The organism is Micromonospora sp. NPDC085948 (genome assembly GCF_040686315.1).
In the GTDB taxonomy this organism is placed as follows: domain Bacteria; phylum Actinomycetota; class Actinomycetes; order Mycobacteriales; family Micromonosporaceae; genus Micromonospora.
Window position 1 is genome coordinate 463,843 of sequence record NZ_JBFBJW010000003.1, and the last position, 11,966, is coordinate 475,808.

At 73.3% G+C, this 11,966-nt stretch carries 13 protein-coding genes; 5 read left to right on the forward strand and 8 right to left on the reverse strand.

The window, feature by feature from the left end; genetic code table 11:
- Positions 1–3: 3 nt before the first annotated feature.
- Both AB0O48_RS11755 and AB0O48_RS11760 read right to left on the reverse strand, forming a co-directional pair.
- Positions 4–2,175, reverse strand: coding sequence for a hypothetical protein (locus AB0O48_RS11755; RefSeq protein ID WP_365064941.1), 2,172 nt, complete (start codon positions 2,173–2,175; stop codon positions 4–6).
- Between the two features lie 7 nt (positions 2,176–2,182).
- A complete protein-coding gene (locus AB0O48_RS11760) occupies positions 2,183–3,106 on the reverse strand; it encodes an SDR family NAD(P)-dependent oxidoreductase (protein WP_357245951.1) in 924 nt (307 codons plus the stop codon).
- A 132-nt stretch (positions 3,107–3,238) separates the two neighbouring features.
- Here AB0O48_RS11760 and AB0O48_RS11765 point away from each other — a divergent pair, with 132 nt between their 5' ends.
- Entirely contained in the window at positions 3,239–4,087 is an 849-nt protein-coding gene (locus tag AB0O48_RS11765) for a helix-turn-helix domain-containing protein (protein WP_357245954.1), read from the forward strand.
- On the opposite strand, the gene AB0O48_RS11770 is transcribed toward AB0O48_RS11765, so the two are convergent.
- From AB0O48_RS11770 to AB0O48_RS11780, 3 genes are all read right to left on the reverse strand, one after another.
- Positions 4,084–4,851: a TetR/AcrR family transcriptional regulator gene (locus AB0O48_RS11770; RefSeq protein WP_357245957.1), complete on the reverse strand. Its 768-nt coding sequence runs from the start codon at positions 4,849–4,851 to the stop codon at positions 4,084–4,086. The genes AB0O48_RS11765 and AB0O48_RS11770 overlap by 4 nt on opposite strands.
- Positions 4,852–4,918: 67 nt before the next feature.
- Positions 4,919–6,553, reverse strand: a complete 1,635-nt coding sequence (locus AB0O48_RS11775; protein WP_357245960.1) for an MFS transporter — start codon at positions 6,551–6,553, stop codon at positions 4,919–4,921.
- Complete coding sequence (locus AB0O48_RS11780) at positions 6,547–7,242, reverse strand: SDR family oxidoreductase (protein WP_357245963.1); 696 nt, start codon at positions 7,240–7,242, stop codon at positions 6,547–6,549. The genes AB0O48_RS11775 and AB0O48_RS11780 overlap by 7 nt, the downstream gene beginning before the upstream one ends.
- A 154-nt stretch (positions 7,243–7,396) precedes the next feature.
- Between AB0O48_RS11780 and AB0O48_RS11785 the strand changes: the two genes are divergently transcribed.
- The 3 genes from AB0O48_RS11785 to AB0O48_RS11795 all read left to right on the forward strand — a co-directional run bounded on the left by AB0O48_RS11785 (position 7,397) and on the right by AB0O48_RS11795 (position 10,488).
- Positions 7,397–8,686: a histidine kinase gene (locus AB0O48_RS11785; protein WP_357569992.1), complete on the forward strand. Its 1,290-nt coding sequence runs from the start codon at positions 7,397–7,399 to the stop codon at positions 8,684–8,686.
- Positions 8,674–9,339 carry a response regulator transcription factor gene (locus tag AB0O48_RS11790; protein ID WP_357569993.1) on the forward strand — a complete coding sequence of 222 codons (666 nt, stop codon included), beginning with the start codon at positions 8,674–8,676 and terminating at the stop codon, positions 9,337–9,339. The genes AB0O48_RS11785 and AB0O48_RS11790 overlap by 13 nt, the downstream gene beginning before the upstream one ends.
- A gap of 87 nt (positions 9,340–9,426) precedes the next feature.
- Positions 9,427–10,488, forward strand: a complete 1,062-nt coding sequence (locus AB0O48_RS11795) for a Gfo/Idh/MocA family oxidoreductase (RefSeq protein ID WP_357569994.1) — start codon at positions 9,427–9,429, stop codon at positions 10,486–10,488.
- A 112-nt stretch (positions 10,489–10,600) separates the two neighbouring features.
- Here the strand turns inward: AB0O48_RS11795 and AB0O48_RS11800 are convergent, their stop codons facing one another.
- Positions 10,601–10,825 (reverse strand): hypothetical protein, encoded by a 225-nt coding sequence (locus AB0O48_RS11800; RefSeq protein ID WP_357569995.1) that lies wholly within the window; start codon positions 10,823–10,825, stop codon positions 10,601–10,603.
- 89 nt (positions 10,826–10,914) lie between these two features.
- On the reverse strand, positions 10,915–11,163 hold the full coding sequence (locus tag AB0O48_RS11805) for a winged helix-turn-helix domain-containing protein (protein ID WP_357245979.1): 249 nt from the start codon (positions 11,161–11,163) through the stop codon (positions 10,915–10,917).
- Between the two features lie 209 nt (positions 11,164–11,372).
- Here AB0O48_RS11805 and AB0O48_RS11810 point away from each other — a divergent pair, with 209 nt between their 5' ends.
- Entirely contained in the window at positions 11,373–11,576 is a 204-nt protein-coding gene (locus tag AB0O48_RS11810) for a hypothetical protein (RefSeq protein ID WP_357245982.1), read from the forward strand.
- Positions 11,577–11,677: 101 nt separating this feature from the next.
- Here the strand turns inward: AB0O48_RS11810 and AB0O48_RS11815 are convergent, their stop codons facing one another.
- Entirely contained in the window at positions 11,678–11,899 is a 222-nt protein-coding gene (locus AB0O48_RS11815) for a hypothetical protein (protein WP_030335934.1), read from the reverse strand.
- Positions 11,900–11,966 lie beyond the last annotated feature (67 nt).

Consider the following 11,966-nt stretch of genomic DNA (forward strand, 5'->3'; position numbering starts at 1 on the left):
GGCTCATTCGCCGTCCGGGACGCGCAACCGGCCGGCGAGTTCCCGCAGGGCCGCCCGGAACTCGGGCGCGGACTCGTCCGGGTGGTGCCCGCGCAGGGGTGGCGGTCGACGCTTCCCCGGCGGAGGCAGCAGGTCCCGCGGATCGCGCAGCCTCCGGTCGACCCGCCCGGCCGGGTCGGCGGCGTCCGGCGGCGGATCGCCGGGCCGGTGCGCGGCGAAGATCCAGCCGCCGACCGGGTCCGTGTCGCGCCAGAGGTTGAGCCACCGCCAGCCGATCCGCTCCCCCACCTCACGCAGCACGGTCTCGTTCAGGTACGCCGGGAAGAGCCGGGCGTAGAGGCGGTCCAGCGGGGAGCCGTAGGTGAGCAGCGCGACCCGTCGGCGGGTACGCGGAGGCAGCCGCAGCACCGCGAGGGCCAGCAACGCCGAGCCGTGGCTGTGCCCGCACAGCAGCACCCCGGCGTGCCGGTCGGCCAGGTAGGTGATCCGGTCGGCCAGCTCCGGCACCGCGCGGTCGGCGTAGCTGGGAGGCGCGAAAGGGTGGGCGGCCCGGGGCCAGAAGGTGCCCAGGTCCCACAGGATCCCGACGTGCCGGCGGAACCATGGCGTCCGGTAGGCGAACACACCGCCCGACAGCAGGACGAGGCCCACCGCGGTGACGAGGTAGGTGCCCCCCGTGAGCGCCATTCCGACGAACCAGGTCGGCAGCCCGAGGACCTGCCACGCCACCTCGCCCGGTTCCCGCCCGAACTGCCCGAGCAGACTCGTGGCCAGCCCGATCACCGCGAGCGCCGCGTACACGGTGGCCAGCCGACCCAGCCACTCGGTGAACCGCGCCCGGGCCACGGCCCTGCTGACCTCCCGCAGCCGCCCGGTCGCCTCCGGCGGCGAGGTGGGAAAGTCGCGGGCGGTGATGTCCTCCGCCGCACGGCGCCGGCGGCCCCAGGACAGCAGGGTCACCGCGCCGCACGCCAGCACCGCCGCGGCCACGTGCAGGAACACCGCCAGGATCGTCCACCGGTACGGCAGTGCCGGCCCACCGTCACTGCGAAAGCCGCCGAGCAGGCCCCCCGTCTGGTAGACGAGGCCGGCGGAGAGCGCACCGGTCAGGCCGACCGCGATGGCCGCGATGACCGTCGCGCCCAGTCCGCGCGGCAGGGCGGAGCGGTCCCGGGCGCGACCGAGAGGCCACAGCACCAGCCCGCAGAGCAGCACCAGCAGCACCATCTGGCCGAGTAGCGCCGCGCCCGTGATCGCGCCGTAGCCGGGGAGCGCGGTCGACGACGGCCAGCCCCGCTCGTCGCTCGCGACAGCGACGAGGGTGGCCACGGTCAGCGCGGCCGCCACCACGCCCACCGCGCGGGCGGCCCAGGTGGACATCCGCGCCGTCGTCGCGCGGTCGATCAGCCCCGGCACGGCGAGCAGACCGACGCTGGCCAGCAGGACCGCCGCGCTGAGCGTCAGCAGCAGCGTCGTCGCGGGCGTCGCGCCGCCGCCGCGACGGGCCGTGAGCAACAGGAGATCGAGGACGGCGAGCGCGGCGGCGACGTGGATCGCCCGCAGCCGCCCCACCAGCGGCTCCACCGCCCACAGGGGGTTGCCGGACGGGCGGGACCGGCGGGTCCCGAGCAGCCGCAGGAGCGCGACCGCGGCGATCGGCAGCAGCGCCAGCACGGCCAGCCGCTGCCCGACGTGTCGGTCGTCGAAGCCGGCCGGCGTGTCGAAGGGCGCCCGGCAGTGGGCCGCGCCGAGACACCGCCAGGCCAGCAGGTCGAGGGCGACCCCGGCGATGGACACCACGTACACCACGGTGAGGTTCAGCGCGAGCAGCCGGCACAGGACGGTGACCCCGGCGGCGGCGCGGCCGGCGGGCCGCATCCACACCGCCAGGTTGCTGAGCATAAACGGCAGCAGGAAGACCATGGAGAGCGTCCGAGCCACGGTGCCCGAGGGCAGGTCACCCCAGCGGTACGCCTCCAGCGTCAGCCCGTCCGGGTCGGTGCCGTCGGGTCCGGCGCGGCGGTGGAAGCCCCCGCTGTCGTCGCCCGCGACCTGCCGCACCCGCGTCTCGTGCAGCACGACCGAGGGTCGGGCCCCCGACACGCCGTGCACCCGCAACTCCACCAGGTCGTCGCGTCGGGGCTGGTCGCCGTGCCGGGCTGGCCTCTGCGGCATCGGGCGGCTACCCGGCCGCGACCAGCTCGGCCGCCACGTCCCAGAGCCGCTGCGCGTTGGCCGGATCGACCGCGTACGCCGCCACCCCGGTGTAGTCGGCGGGCCGCTCGGTGACGACCGGCGCCTCGGCGCAGTCCTCGAAGTAGCGACCGCCGACGCCGTCGAGCAGCGGGGACGCGGCGAGCAGCGCCGAGGTCGCGGCGCCCTGCTGCGGGGTCTTGTGCATCTCCTTCGGCGACTTGAGCCCGCCGGTGTGCTTCTGCAGTCCGGTGGCGATCGCACCCGGGTTGAGCGCGTTGGCGTAGATGCCCTCGCCGGACCAGCGGCGGGTCGCCTCGACGGCGAGCAGGGCCTCGGCGCTCTTGGACTGCCCGTAGGCCAGCAGCGGGTCGTACGGCCGGAACGCGAAGTGCAGATCGTCGAAGATCACCGGGGAGAAGAGGTTGCCACTGGAGCTGACCGACACGACCCGGGCGCCACCGGCGGCGGCGAGCGCGTCGTGCAGGCCGACGGTCAACGCGTAGTGCCCCATGAAGTTGGTGGCGAACTGCATCTCCCAGCCCTCGGCGGTGCGCTCCAACTCGGGCAGCGCCATGATCCCGGCGTTGTTGACCAGGATGTGCAGCGGCTGGTCCCAACCGGCAACGAACCGGCGTACCGAATCCTGGTTGGCCAGGTCCAGCTCGCGGACGGTGACCCGCTCCGCGCCGAGGCCGGCCGCGATGTCGGCCGCGGCCTGCTCGCCGGCGCTGACCCGACGTACCGCGAGCACCACCTCGGCACCGGCGGCGGCCAGCGAGCGGGCGGTCTCGACGCCGATGCCGGCGGCGCCTCCGGTGATGACGGCCCGTTTGCCGCTCAGGTCGACTCCGGCGAGGACCTCGTCGGCCGTCGAGGCGAAGCCGAACGGTGTCGTGATTCGCTCGCTCATCTCTGTCCCATCTCTCGTTGACGCCTACGCCACAAACTGTCACCCCGGCGGCCGGCGCTAGCCGGGTTCCTGGTTTTCCTGGTAGTGGCAGGACCAGGATGGGCGGCCGTCGGCCGCTCCTACGATGGGTTGGTGCGCACGGCCGGTCCGCTCGGCGAGTACCTGCGTGCCCGGCGCGAGCTGATCAGACCGGGCGACGTCGGGCTGCCCGCGCACGGCCGTCGGCGGGTGCCCGGCCTGCGGCGCGAGGAGTTGGCGCTGTTGGCCGGGATCAGCGCCGACTACTACCTGCGGCTGGAGCAGGGGCGGGACCGGCACCCGTCGACGCAGGTGCTCGACGCGCTGGCCCGGGCCCTACGGCTGGACGCGGCGGCCACGACGCACCTGCGCCGGCTGGGTGAGCAGGCGTCGACCCGCCGCCCGGCGCGACGGCCGGAACGCGTACCGGTGGGAATCCGACAGTTGGTCGGTTCGTGGACGCAGACCCCCGCCCTGGTGCACGGCCGGCACCTGGACGTCCTCTTCGCCAACCCGGTGGCGACCGCGCTGGCGCCGATCTACGCGGTCGGCGTGAACCTGCTGCGCGCGGTCTTCCTGGACCCGGTCGTGCCGTCGCTCTACCCCGCCTCGGAGGCGGTCGCGGCCAACGCGGTGGCCGGCCTGCGCGCGCAGGTCGGCGCCGAGGTCGACGACCCCCGGCTCACCGACCTGGTCGAGGAGCTGTCCGCCGGCAGTGAACGGTTCCGGCGGCTGTGGGCCCGGCACGACGTGGCCGCCCGCGCCGGTGGCGGGGTCCGGGTGTTCCGTCATCCCCGGGTGGGTGAGCTGGAGCTGCGCTACGAGAAGCTCACGATCGCCGGCACGACCCAGTCGCTCGTCGTCTACCACGCCGAGCCGGGCAGCCCGTCGGCGCGCGCGCTCGCCCGGCTGGCCCGGCACGCGGCCGGCGGGACGCCCCGCCCGGCCGGGTCAACGCCCTAGCCGGCGATGGCCCGTTCGGCGACCACCACCGAGATCCCGTCGAGGACGCGTTGCAGGCCGAACTCGAAGGCGTACTCCGGGCCGTAGGCGGCACCGTGCTGCTGGCCGGCCGCGGTGCCGACCCGGGAGGCGGTCGGGTACGCCCCGGCCGTCAGGAACGTCTCCAGCCAGGGCGCGTGCGACTGCCACCACTGGCCGTCGGACATGCCGGTCTCCCGCTCCAGGTCGACCACCTCGGAGGCGGCGCGGGCGGCACTCTTCACGTGCCCGAGCACGAGCGTGAGCACCGCGTCCATCTCGACGTCGGTGAGCCCGATGTCGGCGACGGTGTTCAGCTCGCGGTCGTACTTGGCGATCAGGTGGGGGCCGAGCACGGGCCGGGTCGTCTCGGCCCGCAGCATCCACGGATGCCGCTGGTAGAGCGCGAGATTGTCGCGGGCGACCCGCTCCAGCCGGGCCCGCCAGTCCCCCTCGGCGGCGGGGCGTGGCATCTCGCCGTACGCGGTGTCGATCATGACGGCGACGAGTTCGGCCTTGCCCGGCACGTAGGTGTAGACCGACATGGTGCCGACGCCCAACGCCTCGCCGACCCGGCGCATGGTCAGCGCGTCGAGGCCCTCGGTGTCGGCGATGTCGATCGCGGCCCGGACGATCCGGTCGACGCTGAGCCCCGGGCCGGCGCTGCGGCTCGTCGGCTCCCGGGTGCGCCAGAGGATGGCCAGGCTGCGGGCCGGGTCCGCGGTCGCCTTGCGTTCACTCGCCATGGTCCGGCCATCCTAACAACGCCGACGTACGCCGTACGTCGGCCGCCGGCCCGACCTCTGGCCGAGATCACAGCTCTTCGCGGTCGTCGGACAACGTCGGGCCGGCGGCGGCGGGCACGAGGTGCCGCACCTCCGGTTCGCCGTCGGTCAACTCCCGGGCCCGTTCCTCGGCCGCGCGATCCTCGCCGGTCAACCGACCGCCGTGCTGACGCAGGTGTTCGTCCCAGGACGGCACCAGGTACACCTCGACGAACCGGTCCGTCGTCTCGGCCGGCCGGAACAGTCCCCACCGCATCGCGCCGGTCCGCTGCCGCGCCCCGCGCACCTGGTCCATCGCCGCGAGGAACGACCCGGCCCGCTCCGGCCGGACGGTGTACTCCACCGTCACCAGCACCGGCCCCACCCCCGGGTCCGGTTCCTGCGCCAGGTGCAGTTGCGGCCAGTAGGCCGCCGGCTCACGGTTGACCGACCGCAGGTCCGGCAACGGCCAGAGCCGGCTGGACGCGGTGCCGACGAGCATCAGCGCCGCCGCCGCGAGATAGGCGAGGACCAGCCCGGCCATGTCGGCCACCAGTCCCCAGATCAGCGCGCCGACCGCCTGCCCACCGGCGAAACACACCTGGTAGACGGCCAGGCCGCGGGCCCGTACCCAGCTGGGCAGGAAGAGCTGCATCTCGGCGTTGACGTTGGCCAGCACCGTCACCCAGGCCATCCCGGCGGGCAGCAGGGCGAGGAGCACCAGGGGTACCACCCGCACGGTGCCGAGCACTGTCAACGCCACGGTGAACAGCACGCCGGCGATCAGCAGGAGCTGGTTGGCCGACAGCCGGGTGCGGATCACCGCCAGCAGCACACCGCCGGTGATCGCGCCCACGCCGAGAGCCGCCAGCAGCAGCCCGTACCCGCCGGAACCCAACCCCAGCCGCCGGGCGGCCACCAGCGGCAGCAACGCCCACAGCGCGCTGGCCGGGACCACGAAGACCAGCGCACGACGCAGGAGCCGGCGCACGGTCGGCGAGTGGCGTACGTACCGACTGCCGGCGCGCAGGGCGGCCGTGAACCGCTCGGGCACCTCGACCGCGCGGGCGTTGCGGGGCCGCCAGCGCCACAGCGCGTACGCGAAGATCCCGAAGGCGACCGCGTTGATGCCGAAGACCGGGGCGACGCCGGTACGGGCGATCAGCACGCCGGCCACCGCGGGCCCGACGGCCCTCGCCACGTTCACGCTTATCGAACCGAGCGCGGACGCCGACCGGAGCTGGTCCTGCGGCACCAGCTCCGGGATCACCGCCGCCCAGGCCGGCAGGGTCAACGCCTGCCCGACCCCGAACGCGAAGGTGAGGGTGAGCAGCAACGCCGGCGGCATCCGGTCGGTCAGGGTGAGCAGCGTCAACGTCACCGCCACCGCGACCAGGAACAGCTGCACGGCGATCAGCAGGTGCCGGCGGTCGAAGTTGTCGGCCAGCACCCCGGCGGGCAACGCCAGCAGCAGCACCGGCAGCAGGCTGGCGGTCTGGACCAGCGCGACGAGAGTGGACGCGTTGGAGTGGTGGATCAGCAGCCACTGGGCGCCGACCGTCTGCATCCAGGTGCCGATGTTGGCGGCGAGCAGGGCCAACCACAGGTTGCGGTAGACCGCGGTCCGCAGCGGTGCCCAGGCCGACGCCGGACGTTCGTCGGGTCCGGCTCCGGCCGTCACCACCGCCCGTCCGCGCGCAGCACGCGCTCACCGGACACGTAGAGATCGTCGGGTGCGAGCAGTAGCAACCGGACGACCTCGGTGGCGACCTGTTCCGGCAAGGCGTACACCTCGTCCAGGAACTCGGCACCCACCCGTTCCTGCAACCGCGTCGGCATCGGCCCGGGGTGCAACTGCATCACCTTCACCCGGTTGCTGTGCTGCGCCTCGGCCAGCGAGTCGACGAGGCTGTTCCCGTAGCTCTTGGTGGCCCGGTAGACGGGGATGCCGGGCCGGGGGGCCGCCAGCGCCAGTGCGCCGATGTACACGACATTCCCGTGGCCCTGCCGGTGCAGGTGCCCCACCACCTCCCGCAGCAGGTACGTGAGGCCCAGGACGTTGATCTCCACGGCTCGGCGGATGTGCTCCACCGACAGGTCCCCCAGCTCGCCGCCCGCCCACATCGAGGCGCAGGCCGCCACCCCGTCGATCGTGCCGTAGCGCTCGACCACCTCGGCGAACCCGTCGCGGACCTGCTCGTAGGAGGAGATGTCACAGACCGCGCCGTCGCACCCCAGCTCGTCGGTCGCGGCGGCGACCTCGGCCGGCACGTTGCCGAACACCACCACCTGATGCTCGTCGACGAGCAGCCGAGCCACCGCGAGGCCGAGGCCGCTGGTACCGCCGACAACCACGAAGGTCCTGGCACCCATGTCTCTCCAGCCGCCGACCGAAACAGGTCACGTACGCCGCGTTCTTCCCGTTTCCGGAGGCCGCACACGCGATGGGTCGGTAGTGCTGGACCTACCTCGGAAAGTCGATCTGGACGGCTGGGGCGCCCCGTCGTCCGCGATTAGCGTTTGCGGCATGACCACGGAACCCCCCACTCGGCTGGCCGAGGCGCTGCGTCGCCGCGACTGGCTGATCTCCGTCTGGCCCTGGCGGGCACTCGCCTACGCGATCAGCACCCTGCCGATCGCGGGCATCCTCGCCACCGGACTGCTCATCATCGGCGCACCGCTGCTGGCCGCCGCCAACGGGTTGCTGCTGCACGGCCGGCCGCCCGGCGTCGCGCTCCTGCTGTTCCTGGCCGTCGGCAGCCTCAGCCTGCTGGCGGTGGCGCCGATCGTGAGCTTCCCGGTGGCCGTCATCGAGCGGTGGCGGCTCCGGCTCGTGGACGACCGCCCGCTGCCCGCACCGCCGTGGCCGGGTCTGGTCGCCCGCTACCGCAGCGCCGGGGCCTGGCGCGAGGTGGCGTACCTGTTCTGTCTGGGCGGGTTCGTGCCTGTCGTGTACTGGGTGTTCCTGCTGCTGGTGCTACTCGACCTCGGGATGATCACCAGCCCCTGGCTGGCCGGCGACGCCGAGCCGGTCGTCATCTGGCAGCCGATTGAGACCACCGGGGAAGCCATCCCGTACGCGATCGTGGCGGTGCTGCTGCTGCCGGTCCTCTGCTACGCGGCCGGCCTGATCGCCGTCGCCCAGGCAGAGGTGACCCGCTGGGCACTGGCCTGGCCGGTCGACGCGACGGCGCTGCGCGAGGTCGCCCGGTCACGCACCCGACTGGTCGGCGCGTACGAGGCCGAGCGGCGACGGATCGAACGGGACCTGCACGACGGCGCGCAACCACGACTGACCAGCCTCAGCCTTCAGCTGGGCCTGGCCCGGTTGGACGTACCCGAGGACTCCCCGGCCGCCCGGCCCCTCGCCGTGGCACACGACCAGGCTCAGGGCCTGATGGTGATGTTGCGACAGTTGGTGCACGGCATCCGTCCGCAGAGCCTCACCGACCTCGGTCTGGCCGGCGCCGCGAGCGAGCTGGCCGACGTCGCCACCATCCCGGTCACCGTGCACGCCGACGTCGAGGGCGAGTTGCCGGAGATCGTCGAGACCACCGCCTACTTCGTGGTGTCCGAGGCGCTGGGCAACGTCGCCCGACACGCCCGGGCGACCCACGCCGAGGTGCGCCTCAGCCAGGCCGGCGGGGACCTCGTCGTCGAGGTGAGCGACGACGGCCGTGGCGGCGCCGACCCCACCCGGGGCACCGGCCTGACCGGTCTCGCCGACCGGGTCGCCGCCGTGGACGGCCGGCTGCTGCTGTCCAGCCCGCCTGGCGGGCCTACCCTGGTCCGGGTGGAGCTACCGTGTCGTCGATGACCCGAGTGGTCCTCGCGGAGGACGAGGTGCTGCTGCGCGAGGGCCTGGTCGCGCTCCTGACCCGCTTCGAGTTCACGGTGTGCGCCGCCGTCGGCTCCGCGCCCGACCTGCTGGACGCGGCCCGGGAGCACACACCGGACCTGGTGCTCACCGACATCCGGATGCCGCCGGGCCGCCACGACGACGGGCTGCGGGCAGCCGTCGCGTTACGCGCCGAGCGACCCCACCTGCCGGTGGTGGTGCTCAGCCAGTACGTGCAGACCGGGTACGCGGCGGCGCTGCTGGACAGTGGCGACGGTCAGCGGGTCGGCTACCTGCTCAAGGACCGGGTGGCCGAGGTCACCGAGTTCGTCGACACGCTGCGCCGGGTCGCGGCCGGCGGCACCGCCATCGACCCGGACGTGGTGCGCCAGCTACTGCACCGACCGCGTGATCCGCTCGCCGCGCTCTCCGCCCGGGAACGCGAGGTGCTGGCGCTGCTGGCCGAGGGCCGGTCGAACGCCTCGATCGCCGGCCGACTGCACGTCAGCGAGGCGGCGGTCGGCAAGCACGTCGGCAACATCCTGCTGAAGCTCGACCTGCCACCGAGCGACGACACCAACCGGCGAGTGCTCGCGGTGCTCACCTACCTGCGCAGCGACCCGGTGGGCTGACCAGCGCCGGACCGAGGGTGGGGCGTAGATTCGGCGAGCGGTACCGCCGCCGGCGAGGGGCGCGGGCCGGCGAGACGGGGGTACGGCATGACGGAGGCGCTGCGGGTCGGTCTGCTGGGGTACGGGCTGGCGGGTCGGGTGTTCCACGCACCGCTGATCGCCGCGACCCCCGGGCTGCGGCTGGACGCCATCGTGACCCGCGATCCGCAGCGGCGCGAGCAGGCCCGGCAGCACTTCCCGGACGCCCGCCTGGTCGACGACGCCGACGAGCTGTGGCGTACGCCGGACGCCCTGGACCTGGTCGTGGTGGCGACGCCGAACCGGCTGCACGTGCCGATGGCCCGCGCGGCGCTGGCCGCCGGGCTGCCGGTCGTCGTGGACAAGCCCCTCTCCCCGACCGCCGCGGAGGGCCGCGCGCTGATCGGCGAGGCGACCGAGCGCGGGGTGCCGCTGACGGTCTTCCAGAACCGGCGCTGGGATGGCGACTTCCGGACCGCTCGCCGGCTGGTGGAGCAGGGCGAGTTGGGGCGGGTGCTGCGCTTCGAGTCCCGGTTCGAGCGGTTCCGTCCGACGATCAAGCCGGGCTGGCGGGAGCTTGCCGGTCCCGAGGAGGCCGGCGGCGCCCTCTTCGACCTCGGCGCCCACCTCGTCGACCAGGCGGTGCAGCTGTTCGGCCGGGTCGACCGCGTCTACGCGGAGGTGGACCGCCGCCGCGCGGGTGCGGCCGTGGACGACGACGCCTTCGTGGCGTTGACCCATGCCAACGGGGTGCGCTCGCACCTGTGGATGGGCGCGGTGACCGCGCAGCTCGGGCCGCGGCTGCGGGTGCTGGGCGACCGGGCCGGCTACACGTCGTACGGCCTGGACGTGCAGGAGGCGGCGCTGCACGGGGGCGGCCGACCGGACCAGGCGGGTTGGGGCGAGGTTCCGCCGGAGCGGTACGGCCTGCTCGGCGTCGACGGTGACCTGCGGCCGGTGCCGACCGAGCCCGGCGCGTACCAGAGCTTCTACGCCCAGGTGGCGACGGCCCTGCGCGACGGCACGCCGATGCCGGTGGACCCTCGGGACTCGGTCGCCACTGTCGAGTTGATCGAGCTGGCGCACCGGTCGGCCGCCGAGGGCGCGGTACTGCCGGTCCCGACCACCTGACCGGGCCGACCGCCTGCGACTCGTCCCGCCACGTCGATGATCGACTCGGCTTCCGTGATGTCGGGGTGTCAGACCGCCCCGGATACCCCGATGTCACCGAAGCCGAGTGGATCTACAGGTCGGCGTCCGGCTCGGAAAGTGCCTCGTCTGGCTCGGAGAGGAACTCCTCCGGCTCGGGAGGGGCGTCGTCCTGCTCGGAGGGGGCCTCGTCCGGCGCCCGGGCGTCGTCGTCGGTCAGCGCGTCGTCCGACGAGGTGCCGAGGTTGCCGAGCCGACGCTCGGCCTCCCGGACCTCCTCGTCGAGGCCGGGGTTCTCCTCGTCGGGGCTCTGCGACATTGGCGACCTCCATCGGGCACGACCGGCAGGTCTCCGTGTACCCGGCCTGAGGGCGGGAACACGGGCCACCTGGGGCGTCCCTTGATCAGCTACGGCGCCCCTTGATCAGGTGCACCGACGTCCTCGGCGACCCACAGGCCACGGCCCTGAAGACCCACCACCAGGCCACGTGTCTGAAGAACGATGATCGCCCTCTGCACCGTGGTCACGCTGACGTCGTAGAGGCCCGCGAGTTCGTTGTAGGTGGGCAGACGCTCGCCTGCCGCGTACTCCCCGCTCTTGATCCGGGCGGCGAGGTCCTCGGCCACCTCGCGGTATCCGCCGGTAGGTATGGGCATGTGAAGGTTCCTTCGTTCGGCACCCTCCATCCGACCACGCCGACCATTGCTCTTCAAGACCATCATTGCCTTAGGTACTAAAGGTCTCTAACATCGGTGGATGTGGTCGGTTCCTTCGTTCGGCAAGCGGCGGATCGTGCCACCCTTGCTCAGTGCGGCGGAGACGTCGCCTGGGCGGGGCCTGATCGTGTCTACGAAGGGGATCGACGATGTCGATCGATGAGCCCGTATCCACGGCGACCGAGTTGTTCACCGCGGAACGGGTACTGGATTCGCACTGGACGCGGGCTCTCGACCGGCCGTGGCGAGCGGGCGGCTGCTTCGAGTGCAGAGGTCGCTACGACTGCCCACAGCTTGACTGGGCGCTGGCGCTGATGGCACACGTCGCTTCGGTGATGCTCCAGAAGCGGTGAGGTGCACGTCGCCGGCTGGCCGAAGAGCCGAGCGCCGGGCCGGCCGGGGAGCGCACCGGGCGGGGAACCCAGGAGCGTTGCCGGCCCGGCCCGGTGCCGGATCAGCGCTGCTTCAGCTCGCGCCAGGATGGGTGGGTGCCGCGCCACGCATCGGCGAGGATGGCCGCCGAGGCCCGGCTTGGGCACTGCTGCACCCGCTCACGACCCGACGCCCCACCGATCTGGGCGCGGACCTCCCAACCCTGCCCGTCAGTACGGATATACACGTCCCGGCGTCCGCGCGGGGTCGTGTCTCCGTTCCACCAATGCTCCTCGACCTTCATTCGCCGACCGTATAGCAAATTTTGCGCCGAGGGTACGGCGCAGGTGGGCTTATACCAGGGCGATAGC